This is a genomic window from Dolichospermum sp. FACHB-1250 (assembly GCF_014696335.1).
Lineage (GTDB): Bacteria > Cyanobacteriota > Cyanobacteriia > Cyanobacteriales > Nostocaceae > Dolichospermum > Dolichospermum planctonicum.
Window position 1 is genome coordinate 36,888 of sequence record NZ_JACJPZ010000018.1, and the last position, 16,468, is coordinate 53,355.

The 16,468-nt window shown below is 40.7% G+C and carries 10 protein-coding genes; 6 read left to right on the forward strand and 4 right to left on the reverse strand.

Annotation, left to right across the window (positions count from 1 at the left end; genetic code table 11):
• Positions 1–395 precede the first annotated feature (395 nt).
• Entirely contained in the window at positions 396–2,282 is a 1,887-nt protein-coding gene (gene ftsH2 / locus H6F39_RS08440) for an ATP-dependent zinc metalloprotease FtsH2 (RefSeq protein WP_137908433.1), read from the forward strand.
• 2,270 nt (positions 2,283–4,552) lie between these two features.
• On the opposite strand, the gene H6F39_RS08445 is transcribed toward ftsH2, so the two are convergent.
• On the reverse strand, positions 4,553–8,368 hold the full coding sequence (locus H6F39_RS08445) for a DUF4347 domain-containing protein (protein ID WP_190396539.1): 3,816 nt from the start codon (positions 8,366–8,368) through the stop codon (positions 4,553–4,555).
• A 758-nt stretch (positions 8,369–9,126) separates the two neighbouring features.
• On the opposite strand from H6F39_RS08445, the gene H6F39_RS08450 reads away from it, so the two are divergent.
• From H6F39_RS08450 to opcA, 5 genes are all read left to right on the forward strand, one after another.
• Positions 9,127–9,879, forward strand: a complete 753-nt coding sequence (locus H6F39_RS08450; RefSeq protein WP_190396540.1) for a class I SAM-dependent methyltransferase — start codon at positions 9,127–9,129, stop codon at positions 9,877–9,879.
• A 57-nt stretch (positions 9,880–9,936) separates the two neighbouring features.
• Positions 9,937–10,164 (forward strand): hypothetical protein, encoded by a 228-nt coding sequence (locus H6F39_RS08455; protein ID WP_137907982.1) that lies wholly within the window; start codon positions 9,937–9,939, stop codon positions 10,162–10,164.
• 187 nt (positions 10,165–10,351) lie between these two features.
• Positions 10,352–11,389, forward strand: a complete 1,038-nt coding sequence (fbp, locus tag H6F39_RS08460; protein ID WP_137907981.1) for a class 1 fructose-bisphosphatase — start codon at positions 10,352–10,354, stop codon at positions 11,387–11,389.
• A 526-nt stretch (positions 11,390–11,915) separates the two neighbouring features.
• A complete protein-coding gene (gene zwf, locus H6F39_RS08465) occupies positions 11,916–13,445 on the forward strand; it encodes a glucose-6-phosphate dehydrogenase (RefSeq protein ID WP_137907980.1) in 1,530 nt (509 codons plus the stop codon).
• Positions 13,446–13,528: 83 nt separating this feature from the next.
• Positions 13,529–14,905, forward strand: a complete 1,377-nt coding sequence (gene opcA, locus H6F39_RS08470) for a glucose-6-phosphate dehydrogenase assembly protein OpcA (protein WP_190396541.1) — start codon at positions 13,529–13,531, stop codon at positions 14,903–14,905.
• A 196-nt stretch (positions 14,906–15,101) separates the two neighbouring features.
• On the opposite strand, the gene H6F39_RS08475 is transcribed toward opcA, so the two are convergent.
• The 3 genes from H6F39_RS08475 to H6F39_RS08485 all read right to left on the reverse strand — a co-directional run bounded on the left by H6F39_RS08475 (position 15,102) and on the right by H6F39_RS08485 (position 16,442).
• Positions 15,102–15,530, reverse strand: a complete 429-nt coding sequence (locus H6F39_RS08475) for a hypothetical protein (RefSeq protein ID WP_190396542.1) — start codon at positions 15,528–15,530, stop codon at positions 15,102–15,104.
• A 124-nt stretch (positions 15,531–15,654) separates the two neighbouring features.
• Entirely contained in the window at positions 15,655–16,029 is a 375-nt protein-coding gene (locus H6F39_RS08480; RefSeq protein ID WP_190396543.1) for a hypothetical protein, read from the reverse strand.
• A gap of 35 nt (positions 16,030–16,064) precedes the next feature.
• Positions 16,065–16,442: a hypothetical protein gene (locus H6F39_RS08485; protein ID WP_190396544.1), complete on the reverse strand. Its 378-nt coding sequence runs from the start codon at positions 16,440–16,442 to the stop codon at positions 16,065–16,067.
• Positions 16,443–16,468: the final 26 nt, after the last annotated feature.

The window sequence follows — 16,468 nt, forward strand, 5'->3', positions numbered from 1 at the left end:
TTTCTTCGTGGTCTATTCTCCGTAATATTTCCGTTGTATTTAGCTTCAAAGCATAGAAGAGATAAACTATATCAATAAACGCAGATAAACACAGATAAAGAAAAATAAATGAATTTGGTAATCCTGTGCAGTCCAGCATAAAATTAGTAATAGAGATAGCAAAATATAAATTAGCCCCAAATCCTTACTGGGTATGACTTTGGGGATATTTAACTTTTAATTTTTAATTTTTAATTGGTATTACTATGAGAATTAGGTTAAATTTAATTAAGATTCTAGACAAACTTCATGAATCTGCCATAAGCAAACCGACGTTTTATGGCTCAAATTACAAAATGGATTTATAAACATCCGTTACAAAAGCAGTCATATTAGTATCTAGAGGCAAATTAAAGATGAAATTCTCTTGGAGAGTCGTAGCACTTTGGTCAGTGCTGGCCTTAGTAATTGGCTTTTTCTTCTGGCAAGGCACTTTTACAGGCACTTCTGCGGATACGGGTAAAAATGCGGCCAATACCCGCATGACCTACGGTCGCTTTCTGGAATATTTGGACGCAGACCGTGTTATTAATGTGGATCTTTACGATGGTGGGAGAACGGCAATTATTGAGGCCAATGACCAAGACATCGAAAATCGCACTCAACGCTGGCGGGTAGATTTGCCCGTGAATGCCCCGGAATTGATTCAAAAGCTGAAACAGAAGGAAGTGAGCTTTGATGCCCACCCCATGCGAAATGACGGGGCAATCTGGGGACTTCTGGGTAATTTGATTTTCCCGGTTTTATTGATTACGGGACTTTTCTTTTTGTTCCGTCGTTCTAATAATCTTCCCGGTGGTCCTGGACAAGCGATGAATTTTGGCAAATCCCGCGCTCGTTTCCAAATGGAAGCGAAAACTGGGGTAAAATTCGATGATGTGGCGGGAATTGAAGAAGCAAAGGAAGAATTACAAGAGGTTGTCACTTTTCTAAAACAACCTGAAAAATTTACCGCTGTTGGCGCTCGGATTCCCAAGGGTGTACTATTAGTTGGACCTCCAGGAACTGGTAAAACTTTACTCGCTAAAGCGATCGCTGGTGAAGCTGGTGTTCCTTTTTTCAGTATTTCCGGTTCGGAATTTGTAGAAATGTTCGTGGGTGTGGGTGCTTCCCGTGTCCGTGATTTGTTTAAGAAAGCGAAAGATAACGCTCCCTGTATTATCTTTATTGATGAAATTGACGCTGTGGGTCGTCAACGGGGCGCTGGTATTGGTGGTGGTAATGATGAACGGGAACAAACCCTTAATCAATTATTAACGGAAATGGACGGTTTTGAAGGCAATACTGGCATTATTATTATTGCTGCTACCAACCGCCCTGATGTGTTAGATGCGGCTTTGTTGCGTCCTGGTCGTTTCGATAGACAAGTAACGGTAGATGCTCCAGACATTAAAGGCCGTTTGGAAGTATTACAGGTTCATGCTAGAAATAAGAAGTTGGATGATAGCGTGTCCTTAGAAGCGATCGCCCGTCGCACTCCAGGGTTTACCGGTGCAGATTTAGCTAATCTGCTCAATGAAGCGGCTATTCTCACTGCTAGAAGACGCAAAGAGGGTATCACTTTAGCGGAAATTGATGATGCTGTAGACCGCGTAGTTGCGGGGATGGAAGGTACTCCCCTGGTAGACAGCAAGAGTAAGCGGTTGATTGCTTATCATGAAATTGGACACGCTTTAGTGGGGACTTTACTTAAAGACCATGACCCCGTCCAAAAGGTGACTTTGATTCCCAGAGGACAAGCCCAGGGTTTAACTTGGTTTATGCCTAATGAAGAACAAGGTCTAATTAGCCGTTCTCAGCTAAAGGCCAGAATTACCGGGGCTTTAGGTGGTCGGGCTGCTGAAGAAGTAATTTTTGGAGCAGCAGAAGTAACAACTGGCGCTGGTGGAGATTTACAGCAGTTATCAGGCATGGCTCGACAAATGGTAACACGGTTCGGAATGTCTGATCTAGGTCCTTTATCTCTGGAAAGCCAACAGGGTGAGGTGTTCCTGGGTCGTGACTGGACAACCCGTTCCGAGTATTCCGAGTCTATCGCTTGTCGCATTGATGCTCAAGTCAGAATGATTGTGGAAGAATGCTATGCTAGCGCTAAGAAGATCATGCGTGATCATCGTAGTCTTGCAGATCGTTTAGTTGATTTGTTGATTGAAAAAGAAACCATTAATGGTGACGAACTTAGACAAATCGTGGCTGAGTATGCGGAAGTACCTGATAAGTCTCAGTTTGTACCCATGCTGTAAGGCTTGATCTTGAACAAAATCCCCAACCTCTCAAAGAAGTCGGGGATTTTGTTGTTTTATTAATTAAATTGTTTATAAATAATTTCAGATAGTTCTTCCTTATCAAGATAAGGATAACATATTTAAAATCCTTTGTCAATACCTAAAAAGCAAATTTTTCGCGGTTTTTTTTGCATTTTGTTGGCTGTTCCCTGTCAACTGATGAAAGGATGTACAGGATGAGGAGGGGGATTTTTTGATGATGTCAATGATTTAAAATGGTGCGTTACGAATAGCTAACACACCCTACTCAAAAAGCTGTTCCCTGTCACCTATCCCCGTGGCGTAGCACCTGTCACCTAATTTATGTCAGAATCAGGATATCCAGGATGAAAGGATGTACAGGATGAAGATGGGGATTTTTTGATGATGTCAATGATTTTAAATGGTGCGTTACTATATAATATAGCGAACTGCTTGCAGCAGCGCTTCGCTATCGCTATCCTACCTCCAAAGCCTTTACCTCAAGTACAGATATTAATAATAAAATAAAACTCTTGTGGTGCAGGCATCTTGCCCGCACAAAATGTACCTCACTCAACCTAAACTTACCCTATTATATAGCGAACTGCTTGCAGCAGCGCTTCGCTATCGCTGTGCTACACCCAAAGTCTTCACCTCAAGTACAGATATTAATAATAAAATAAAACTCTTGTGGTGCGGGCATCTTGCCCGCACAAGGTGTACCTCACTCAAGCTGAACTTGCTGTATTATATAGCGAACTGCTTGCAGCAGCGCTTCGCTATCGCTATGCTACACACAAATTCTTTACCTAATCGCTAACACACCCTACTCAAAAAGCTATTCCCTGTTCCCTGTCAGCTGTCACCTAATTTAAGATAGTTCTTCCTTATCAAGGTAAGCATAACATATTTAAAATCCTTTGTCAATACCTAAAAAGCAAATTTTTCGCGGTTTTTTTTGCGTTAATTGTTGCTTTGTGGGGTGATGTCAGAATCAGGATATCCAGGATGAAAGGATGTACAGGATGAAGATGGGGATTTTTTGATGATGTCAATGATTTTAAATGGTGCGTTACTATATAATATAGCGAACTGCTTGCAGCAGCGCTTCGCTATCGCTATCCTACCTCCAAAGCCTTTACCTCAAGTACAGATATTAATAATAAAATAAAACTCTTGTGGTGCAGGCATCTTGCCCGCACAAAATGTACCTCACTCAACCTAAACTTACCCTATTATATAGCGAACTGCTTGCAGCAGCGCTTCGCTATCGCTGTGCTACACCCAAAGTCTTCACCTCAAGTACAGATATTAATAATAAAATAAAACTCTTGTGGTGCGGGCATCTTGCCCGCACAAGGTGTACCTCACTCAAGCTGAACTTACTATATTATATAGCGAACTGCTTGCAGCAGCGCTTCGCTATCGCTATCCTACTCAAAAAGCTATTCCCTGTTCCCTGTCACCTGTCACCTAATTTCAGATAGTTCTTCCTTATCAAGCTTAGGATAACATATTTAAAATCCTTTGTCAATACCTAAAAAGCAAATTTTTCGCGGTTTTTTTTGCGTTAATTGTTGCTTTGTGGGGTGATGTCAGAATCAGGATATCCAGGATGAAAGGATGTACAGGATGAAGATGGGGATTTTTTGATGATGTCAATGATTTTAAATGGTGCGTTACTATATAATATAGCGAACTGCTTGCAGCAGCGCTTCGCTATCGCTATCCTACCTCCAAAGCCTTTACCTCAAGTACAGATATTAATAATAAAATAAAACTCTTGTGGTGCGGGCATACTTCGACCAATCTCAGTACAAGTCTTGCCTGCACAAAATGTACCTCACTCAACCTAAACTTACCCTATTATATAGCGAACTGCTTGCAGCAGCGCTTCGCTATCGCTATCCTACTCAAAAAGCTATTCCCTGTTCCCTGTTCCCTGTCAACTGTCACCTAATTTCAGATAGTTCTTCCTTATCAAAATTATGATAACATATTTCAAATCCTTTGTCAACACCTAAAAAACAAATTTTTCGCGTCTTGTTGGCTGTTCCCTGTTCTCTGTTCTCTGTTCCCTGTTCTCTGTTCCCTGTTCTCTGTTCCCTGTTCCCTGTTCTCTGTTCCCTGTCACCTGTCCCCGTGGCGTAGCACCTGTCACCTGATTAAAGTGATAATTGTAGGTTGGGTTAAGCGACAACGTAACCCAACAAAGTCCTAACAACAAAGTCCCTAAGTTATTGGGTTGAGAAAACCCAATAAAGCTATTAACTAAATAGGAAAGTACCTCCGAACAGGTTTAAACTCGCATTGGTGCTATTAAATCCAGATGTATCAGATAAAGTCATTAATGATTGACCAGTACCAAAACCAGCATTACCAATAATACCATCTCCAATTCGCACTAATGTAGAATTACCTGATGTAATCACATCAAAATTGGCAATACCTGTAAAGTTCAGTTTATCGCCACTGACACCGCGCACAAATTGGTAAACTATATCTGTACCATGACCAAGAACGTAGTTAACGTTATCTACAGCATTATCGTTTAAACCTAAATACAGGCTATCGCTACCACCACCACCAATTAAAGTATCAGCACCCGCACCACCTGTGAGAACGTTATTACCAGTATTACCTGTAATGTTGTTATTTAGTTCATTACCTGTACCATTAATAGCGGTTGTTCCCTGTAACGTCAGGTTTTCTACATTGGCGCTGAGGGTGTAAGTTGCTGCGGTGCTGAAAACGCTATCTGTTCCTTCATTAGCATTTTCTGTGATGCTATCTGCTGTACTGTCCACATAATAGGAGTCGTTACCAGCGCCACCAATAAGGGTATCAGCACCAGTACCACCGGTGAGAACGTTATCGGCTGCGTTACCTGTAATGATATTATTGAGGGTGTTACCTGTACCATTAATGGCGGTTGTTCCCTGTAACGTTAGGTTTTCTACATTGGCGCTGAGAGTATAAGTTGCTGCGGTGCTGAAAACGCTATCTAGTCCTTGTCCTACTAATTCTGTAATGATATCTGCTGTATTGTCTACATAGTAGGAATCGTTACCACGACCACCAATTAAAGTATCAGCACCCGCATTACCTGTGAGGGTATCATTTCCTAAACCACCGGTGAGAATGTTAGCTGCTGCGTTACCTGTAATGCTGTTATTCAGGTTATTACCTGTACCGTTAATAGCGGTTGTTCCCTGTAACGTTAGGTTTTCTAAGTGGTTTCTTAATGTCCAAGTGATAGAAGATTTAACGGTATCTATTCCACCATTTAAAAATTCAATAATGACATCTCCTACATTATCTACTACATAAGTATCATTTCCTTTACCACCGATTAAAAAGTCTATACCTGCTCCCCCGTTCAGAGTGTCATTACCGTCTCCACTACTTAAATCATCGTTTCCTGTACCTGCTTTAATCCAATCATTACCAGTAGTACCATCAAAACTGACTGTACCCGTAAAGCTAGTTAAATCAAAACGTTCAAATCCGAATACTGTTGTCCCACGAATATCTAATTGATTGGTGGTGTTACTGGTATCTATGGAGATAAGATCATTAGCTGTCCCTCCGCTGATAATTAAGGTGTCTGTGCCATTACCACCTTTGATGGTGTCGTTTTGTTGTAAATTGGCCAATATGCTGGTAATGGTGTCGTCTTCACCTTGAGCGTCTATGATATCTTGTTGGGCTGTGGTGGTTAAGTTGGTAGGAGTTTCGTTAAGGTCAGTTACTCCAATGGTTAATTGTTTCTCGAAGGATAACCCGCTTTGGTCTGTTGTCCTCAGTCGAACGCTATAACTGTTTTTGGTTTCAAAGTCAAAGACAGCGTTGGTGGTAAGTTGATTATTGCTAATGGTAAATAAACTATTATCCGTTGCACCGTTCCCAGTGACTAAACTATAGGTAAAGGTGTTTCCTGTATCTGGGTCTGTGGTGGAAAGATTACCCACTACTGTACCAATAATTTGGTTTTCCGCAACGGTGCTATTGGATAGTGTTAAGTTGGTAGGGGTTTCGTTAACGTTGCTAACTCCAATGGTTAATTGTCTTTCAAAGGATAACCCACCCTGGTCTGTTGTCCTCAGTCGAACGCTGTAACTGTTTTTGGTTTCAAAGTCAAAGACAGCGTTGGTGGTAAGTTGATTTCCGCTAATGGTAAATAAACTATTATCCGTTGCACCGTCTCCGGTGACTAAACTATAAGTAAAGGTGTTTCCTGTATCTGGGTCTGTGGTGGAAAGATTACCAATCACTGTACCAATAATTTGGTTTTCCGCAACGGTGCTGGTGGATAGTGTTAGATTGGTAGGGGTTTCGTTAACGTTATTGACTCCAATGGTTAATTGTGTTTCAAAGAATAACCCACCTTGGTCTGTTGTCCTCAGTCGAACGCTATAACTGTTTTTGGTTTCAAAGTCAAAGACAGCGTTGGTTTTCAGTTGATTTCCAGTAATGGTAAATAAACTATTATCCGTTGCACCGTCTCCGGTGACTAAACTATAGGTAAAGGTGTTTCCTGTATCTGGGTCTGTGGTGGAAAGATTACCAATCACTGTACCAATAATTTGGTTTTCCGCAATTGTGCTATTAGAGAGAGTGAGGTTGGTGGGTGCTTTGTTATTAAACTCACTCACGTCTATGATTTGTAGTCCATCATACCCATCAGCTACGTAAGCATAGTTACCGACTACTTGCACACCAAAAGCCCGGCCAGATGTATCATAATTGCCCTTGAGGGTGGGGGTAGTGGGGTTGCTGATATCAATTATTTGTAGTCCTGAATACTCATCAGCTACGTAAGCATAGTTACCGACTACTTGCACACCATAAGCATAGCTTGATGTATCATAATTGCCCTTGAGGGTGGGGGTAGTGGGGTTGCTGATATCAATTATTTGTAGTCCTGAATACTCATCAGCTACGTAAGCATAGTTACCGACTACTTGCACACGAAAAGCAAAGCCAGGTGTATCATAATTGCCCTTGAGGGTGGGGGTAGTGGGGTTGCTGATATCAATGATTTGTAGTCCTGAATAACCATCAGCTACGTAAGCATAGTTACCGACTACTTGTACACTTAGAGCATAGCTAGATGTATTATAATTCCCCTTGAGGGTGGGGGTAGTGGGGTTGCTTATGTCTATTATTTGTAGTCCTTTATCATAATCAGCTACGTAAGCATAGTTACCCACTACTTGCACACCAAAAGCATAGCCAGATGTATTATAATTGCCCTTGAGGGTGGGGGTAGTGGGGTTGCTGATGTCAATTATTTTTAGTCCATCATACCCATCAGCTACGTAAGCATAGTTACCGACTACTTGCACACCATCAGCAGAGTCAGAAAAATAGTCATCAGATGTATCATAATTGCCCTTGAGGGTGGGGGTAGTGGGGTTGCTTATGTCTATTATTTGTAGTGAATCTCTATCAGCTACATAAGCATAGTTACCCACCACTTGCACACCTCTAGCATTGCCCGTATCATAATTGCCCACTAATGTGGGTGCAAATACTCCCTGGTAGCTGTTGAGGGTGTCTGCATTGAAAACAATATTCGGCAAATAAGGTAGAGACGTTCCATGGAACGTCTCTACATCTGTAACGGGAATGTTCACCTCTAACTGCCAATTTCCCCCTAATGCTGCATTGCCGGTTTTTGTGGTGGAGGCGCTAATGGTGGCGTTGGTAATTTGATGTAATTTGTGAATAAATTCTGTCCCAGCGTCTCCGGCAGCGACGTTACAACCATATAAGAGAATATTCTGGGGTTGCCACTGTTGTAATTGTTGGGTGTAATTATGAATATTAGTTAAATTTAATTGACTATTGCCTAAATATAAGCAGCCGGGCGCACCGTGGGAAAGGATGTGAATGGTGGTGATGTGGGGATGTTGTTGTAAAATTTGGCTAATTTGCTCAATTCCGTCTTGATCTGGGGAAATAATAACTGTTTTTACGCCTTCGATAATTCCTGCTTGGAGGGTCTGATAGTCGGAAAGGGAGGCATCAATAAAAACAATTGTTGTTGCGGTTTGACGGAGGAAAGAGTTGTTAGACATATTTTTCCTTTGCATCTGGTAGGGCTTCTGATTTCGTAGAAAATGAGCAACTTCACGCAAAACCTGGTCTTAATAAGATTTTAATGGATTAAAATCAGAACTACAACCGTATATTTTTAGATTTAATATGTGTTAATTAGTGTCGCATACATAATACTCTGGTAACATTCATGCTTTTACATTTGTCAGAATCAGGATATCCAGGATGAAAGGATGTACAGGATAATGATTTAATATGGTGCGTTACTATATTATATAGTTATGATGTAGCGAACTGCTTGCAGCAGCGCTTCGCTATCGCTATGCTACACCTAAAGTTTTTACCTACTCAAAAAGCTGTTCCCAGTTAAGAGTTCCCAGTTAAGAGTTCCCTGATTTAAAATGGTGCGTTACTATATTATATAGGTAGAATGTAGCGAACTGCTTGCAGCAGCGCTTCGCTATCGCCATCCTACACCCAAAGTCTATACCAATGGTGCGTTACGAATACAGCTAACACACCCTATTATTTAGCTGTCCCCTGTCTCCTGTCCCCGTGGCGTAGCACCTGTCACCTGTCACCTGTTCCCTGTTCCCTGTCACCTGTCCCCTGTCCCCTGTCCCCTGTCCCCTGTTCCCTGTTCCCTGTTCCCTGTCCCCTGTCCCCTGTTCCCTGTTCCCTGTCTATAATATGATATTTGTAGCTCATTTACTGGCGATCTGTTTCCATAGTTCCGTTAAAATCTGTTAAAAAACGTCTTCCCCCAAAACTCACAATTATGACACAGCTAAAAAATGGTGAAAATGAATCCTTGCTAGTAGAAGAGTTTTTTAACAAGCAGTGGAAAATTTATCAAAAGGTACTCAATAATAATTACATGAGTCATAATGAAATTTATGGAATACTACATAAATTTCTTGTTAGTAACTTTCAAAAACCCTTTAAAATGCTTGATTTAGGATGTGGTGATGCCAGTTTCACTAGTCTGGTATTATCAAATACTAATATTACCTCCTATCATGGTGTAGACTTATCCATAGCTGCATTAGAAATTGCCCAAGAGAATTTAAAAAAGATTAATTGTGACATAACTTTAATTCAGGGAGATTTCTCAGAAGTAGTTCCTTTTTTGGCATCAGATCAAGAGCATAGATTTGATGTAATTTTCACCTCCTTCGCGCTGCACCATCTTCAGCTTCAGCAAAAAGAGCATTTTATTAACCAGCTACAAAATCTACTGATTCCGGGAGGTGTTTTCATATTAATTGATATTATTCGTCAAGAAACAGAAGACCGAGATAGTTACATTCTCCGCTACCTAGATAATGTGCAAAAATACTGGTCTTTACTCACCCCAGAAGAGTATTCAATGGTCGAGGAGCATATTTCCACCAGCGATTTTCCCGAAACTCAACAAACTATCCAAGAAATCTGTCAAAAATCGGGTTTTAATCAGTTCAAATGCCTCTACCGTGACCAGTTAAACACTACACAATTATTATGCTTTTCTCAGGAATTGTCATCATCTTAAATAATTAAGTAAAAAATTAAACAATTCAACAAGTAAACAATTCAACAATTAAACGTTATGAACGTGACAATTACTGGTACTATTGAACGTCGAAATATTGGCCTTGGTGTCTGGGCTTTTGTGACAGAAGATGGTGTCACTTACCAAATCCCCAAAAGTGCTGATAAAAATCTACTCAAATCAGGACAAAAAGCCAAAGTCACAGGACAGGTAAGAAATGATCTGATGACAACCGCAATGATTGGTCCTGTTTTAGAAGTTCATTCTTTTCAGGTCATATCATAATATAATCTGTTAAGTTTTTGACACTCTGCGGTCTAAAGACACACAGATTCTTTATTTATCAGAAAATCAAAATTTCAATTCTTTAGTTTATATAAAATCAGTTTTAAGTTATCAATTTCCTTTTCTAAGATAGAAGCAACGACCAAAAATCGCCATAGATAAACACGACCTCATAGCAGCAATTAATATGACTCAAGTATCAGAATCTTTGGATTTGTCCACAGATAAAGCTCTAGATCGTGATTGTACAACATTATCCCGCCACGTTCTCCAACAATTACATAGTTTTGGACCCGATGCTCAGGATTTAAGTGCGCTGATGAATCGCATCGCTTTAGCGGGTAAATTAGTGGCTCGTCGTTTGAGTCGGGCTGGTTTAATGGAGGGGGTGCTAGGATTTACTGGAGAAGTCAACGTCCAGGGAGAATCTGTAAAAAAGATGGATGTTTACGCGAATGAAGTATTTATCTCTGTTTTCAAGCAAAGCGGCTTAGTTTGTCGTCTGGCTTCCGAGGAGATGGAAAAACCCTACTATATCCCGGAAAATTGCCCCATTGGTCGTTATACGCTGCTTTATGACCCCATTGACGGCTCATCAAACACAGATAATAATCTCAGTTTAGGTTCTATCTTTGCCATTCGTCAACAGGAAGGAGCAGATATTGATGGTGAAGCTAAGGATTTGCTTACAAATGGACGTAGACAATTAGCAGCGGGATATATTCTATATGGACCTAGCACTATGCTAGTGTATACCATAGGTACGGGAGTGCATTCCTTTATTCTTGATCCTAGTTTAGGTGAATTTATTCTCTGTGAAGAGAATATTAAAATGCCCAATCATGCCGCGACCTATAGTGTTAATGATGGTAACTTCTGGCAATGGGATGAACCCTTTAGAGAATATATTCGTTATGTTCATCGTACAGAAGGATATAGTTCCCGTTACAGTGGGGCAATGGTGAGCGATATTCACAGAATATTATTACAGGGTGGAGTATTTCTGTACCCAGGAACATTACAAAAACCAGAAGGTAAATTACGTCTGTTGTATGAAACTGCTCCCTTAGCGTTTTTAATTGAACAAGCTGGGGGTAAAGCGACCACAGGAACAATGGATATTTTAGATGTAGTTCCCAGTAAACTGCATCAACGGACACCTTTAATCATTGGTAGTAAAGAGGATGTAGAAAAAGTGATGTCTTTTATGCCAAAAAGTCATTAAAGTTACAGCATTTATCCGTATTCTAAAGTCCAGATCTTCCAGATCTTAATGATAAAACTCTTGTGGTGCGGGCATCTTGCCCGCATAAGGTGTATCTCACTCCAGCTAAAAGTGCTGTAAATTAAGCAAATTATCGGTTAGGTAGAAAGAAGTGAAACCCAACATTCCCGCGAGTTGGGTTTTCTCAACCCATGCAGCCCCGACCAATAGAAGTCCCAGACGGGTAAATCAAGAGTTTAAACCCACACAGATAGATTATTCTTGTAGCACTTTTGCTTAAAAACGGCTGTAACTTAAATTCTAGACTTTATACACCTGCGATCTTTCAAAATCCAAAATCTAAAATCCAAAATCTAAAATCCAAAATCCAAAATCCAAAATCCTATGGTGTCTGCGTCCTTTCTGTGTCACTCATGAACTCTTTAAAAGGTCAAGTCAAGCTATTCTCACCTATAGAGGAGATTGGGGAATTTAGGAACTTGCCCTTTACCTCTTGCAAAATCTAAAATCTAAAATCTAAAATCCTATGGTCAGTTTGCTAGAAAATCCATTGCGCGTTGGTCTACAACAGCAAGGGATGCCCGAACCACAAATTATCGTCATCTTTGGTGCTTCTGGAGATCTAACCTGGCGTAAGTTAGTACCAGCACTGTACAAATTGCGGAGAGAAAGACGTATTCCCGCAGAAACCACCATTGTGGGTGTAGCGCGTCGGGAATGGAGTCATGAATACTTCCGCGAGCAAATGCAAAAAGGCATGGCAGAAGCTCACGCTAATGTAGAACTAGGTGAACTTTGGCAGGACTTTTCCCAAGGTTTATTTTACTGTCCGGGGAATATAGATGACCCCGCAGGATACCAAAAACTGAAAACCCTATTAGCTGAACTAGACGAGAAACGGGGAACAAGGGGAAACCGGATGTTTTACCTCTCTGTTGCCCCTAATTTCTTCCCTGAAGCCATTAAACAGCTAGGGTTAGCGGGAATGCTAGAAGACCCCGACAAACAGCGTTTAGTCATCGAAAAACCCTTTGGTCGTGATTTAGCCTCCGCTCAAAACCTCAACCAAGTAGTACAAAAGGTTTGTAAAGAAAACCAAGTTTATCGTCTTGACCACTACTTAGGGAAAGAAACAGTCCAAAACTTGCTGGTTTTCCGCTTTGCTAATGCCATTTTTGAACCTTTGTGGAATCGGCAATTTGTAGATCATGTGCAAATTACCGTCGCCGAAACCGTGGGAGTAGAAGACCGGGCGGGTTATTATGAAACTGCTGGCGCATTGCGGGATATGCTGCAAAATCACCTCATGCAGCTTTACTGTTTAACCGCTATGGAAGCGCCTAACTCCATGGATGCTGATAGTATCCGCACGGAAAAAGTTAAAGTGTTACAAGCGACTCGTTTGGCTGATGTTAATAATTTGTCAAAATCAGCAATTCGCGGACAATACAGCGCGGGTTGGATGAAAGGTCAACAGGTGGCAGGGTATCGAACTGAACCAGGTGTTAATCCTGAATCTACTACTCCCACCTACGTGGCCATGAAGTTTATGGTGGATAACTGGCGTTGGCAAGGTGTTCCTTTTTACTTACGAACTGGCAAGCGGATGCCGAAAAAAGTCAGTGAAATTGCGATTCATTTCCGCGAAGTTCCTTCAAGAATGTTCCCCTCTGCGGCTCAACAAGCAAACGCCAACGTTTTGGCCATGCGAATACAACCCAATGAAGGTATTTCCCTCCGGTTTGATGTGAAAATGCCCGGTGGTGATTTCCGTACCCGTGCCGTAGATATGGATTTTAGCTACGGTTCTCTAGGTATTTCCGCTACTTCCGATGCCTATGATCGTCTCTTCCTTGATTGTATGATGGGCGACCAAACTTTGTTTACACGGGCAGACGAAGTAGAAGCGGCTTGGCAAGTAGTTACACCTGCCTTGTCTGTATGGGATTTACCAGGTAATCCTGCGAATATTCCCCAATATGAAGCCGGTACTTGGGAACCAGCAGAAGCCGAATTATTAATTAACCAAGACGGCCGCCGCTGGCGCAGACTTTAATTACTCATTGGTCATTGGTCAGTAGTCAGTAGCAAAATAACTGACAACTGACAACTAGTAACTAACAACTAACACTATTAACTATGGTTTCTCAAGCACCTACGATTTTTTCTTTGCAAGCACCCAAGGATGTTTCCCTCACAGAAATTGAGGTAGAACTGAATCAAGTTTGGCAAAGTTACGGTCTTCAAGGGGAAGACGGTACTTTACCCGCTGCTACCCGGGCCACAACATTTACTTTAGTAGTTTACGAACCAGAAGAAACTCAGTATTTGTTAACCGCCACCGGCTTTTATAATGGTCCAGTGGATGGTATTCTCGGACCCCAAACTAAAACAGCTTTGCAGGAAGTCCAGAAAAAGCACCACCTTCCAGAAAGCGGTATTGCTACACCGGAAACTCTGACTGCTTTACGGGCTGAATATTTCCAAAAGCAGCACACAGGACCAAATGGAGATAATCATGGTACGGCCATGGGGTATACTTTCAGTCCTACCAGTCCCACTATTGCTGATGAAATTGCTACCCGTAACCCTTGCCGAATTATTGCTTTATGTCCCATTGCCGGCGATGATGAAGGGGTAAAAGCCCAAGTTTCTGCCTATTGTCCCATTCAAAAGCAATCTTCCAGCACTCTTGTCTGTTGTGAGTACATTACCCTCACTGGTACTGCTACAGCTTTAGAACGCATTGGAGGCATGATTCCGGCTTTGTTAATTGGTGGTTTACCTAAGTTCCTCTGGTGGAAAACTACACCTGATGCTGCCAATCCTTTGTTTAAGCGTTTAGCATCGGTATGCAATAATGTCATTGTTGACTCTTGCAACTTTAATACACCAGAAGATGATTTACTCAGCTTGCAACAATTAGTAGAATCTGGTATACCTGTGGCTGATTTGAATTGGCGACGTTTATCAGCATGGCAAGAATTAGCAGCAGAAGCTTATGACGCGCCTAACCGTCGTGCAGCCCTCAAGGAAATTGATCGTGTTAATATTGACTATGAAAAAGGTAATGCTGCTCAAGCATTATTATACTTAGGTTGGTTAGCTAGTCGCTTGGAATGGCGACCAGTTGCCTATAGACAGGAAAAAGGTGATTATGACATCACATACATTAATTTCCTCTCTCCAGACCAAAGACACATAGAAGCCGAATTAGCAGGAGTTCCCATTGCTGATATTGGGGAAATTGTCGGTGATTTAATTGGTTTACGCTTGAGTTCTACTAATCCTCAAGCCAATTGTGGCACTGTAATTTGCTCAGAAACTGGTGGTTGTATGCGAATGGAAACCCATGGAGGCGCTCAGTCGGCTGGGTTGTTTCAACAGGTAAGTTCTCTTTCCGAACAAAAAGCGGAAGCTTTGTTAAGTCAACAGGTACAACGCTGGGGACGGGAAGCTTTATTTGAGGAAAGTCTCACTCTCATTGGTAACACTATTAAGTTAGGTAATGGGTAATGGGTAATGGGTAATGGGTAATGGGTAATACCATTACCCACCCCACTAAGGTAAATTTCCCTGTTCCCAGTTAAGAGTTCCCTGTTCCCTTGTCATAACGACAATTTTTAACGCCAACCTACTTATGTAACCATGGATTATTCTAATTGAGAATCATGATCAATTCTTTATTTTCATGATCCAAAAATTTGTTGTTTTAAGGTACATAAATAACTAAAATATGCTGGATATCACCACTCCCTCCACTTTCTTGAGAAATCTGTGTGTTTGCTGCTATTAATTCTACTCGCAAAGTAGATCCAATAGACTTGTCAACACCATTAATTTCTATAATATTTTTACCTTTTTTTAAAAGCTTCAAAAGAGAAATTTCTGTACTATTACCTTCTATTTTTTTAATATTCTTGCCATTTAGTTTAATATTTCCAGAGAAATTATTTGCAGTATTAATTTTTAAAAGCAGGTTTTCCTTCAGATCATCCTCATTTAAATTAATGGTCATTTCTTGTTTGCTATCCTTGAGATAATGAGAATTAGCAAAAACTAAATTGGGCATAAAAACAGGCATACTGAGAGTTAAAATAGCAGCACAAAATGTCATGTTAACTATTTGCTTAATATTCATTTTTCCTTTGTCCTATTGTTTGGTAATTCAAATATTTATTTTTTAAACATTGAATTTTTTAGGAAGAGTTTAGCAATACTAAACCCTTCGATAAAAATCATAGAAAACGAAAAGTCCCTAATTTCTAGCGATTAAAATTCTTAGGTGTTCTAACATTTATAGGTACAACTACAGGATTGTTAATAGTTGGTCCATTAACACCTGTAGGATTACTTTTACCACCTCGCATTTGCTGATTTACATTTTGTTGTTGTTCAGCTTGTCTTCGACCGCCAATATTCACTTGTGTTGCACTAGAAGAATTGACATTTCCCGTACAAAGTCCTGTACTTCCCATTTCGATATTAGAACCTTGTCTTGCTGGACGTTCAGAAATATTTACTTGCACACCAACATGAGAATTTACACATTGAGCAAAGGCAGATTCTGTAAACACTGGTGTCAATGTCACAGCTAATAAAGCCGATATACCACTTAGAGATAAAATATTATACTGCATTTATACTCTCCTAAGCACAATTAACTACAAGACAATTAATTACAAGAAACGGATACAGTACTTGTTTGAGTTCTTTGCTGGTTAGAACCTCTAATTTTTGTAGTTTGCTGGCTCACAACTTCATTGTTAGACTCAGTACAATTCCGTTTCAATGTGTTGATATTTCTACTTCTAATTGCAGAATCCAGATTTCTCCGGCTACGGTATATATCGGGTTCATAATTCCTCTGGCTACGGTATATATCCGGTTCAGAATCTAATTGCATTTCCCCGGTATTTACCGTAGTATTTCCTCGATAGTCTCTGTTAATTTTGATTTTTCCTACTTGCAGATTCATTTCACCTGCTTGAGCTACCATAGGGAAAATCAAACCCAATGTAATTAGTAAAAGTTTAAGTTGGCGAAATTGCACGATTGATGTACCTAAACTAAATTTAC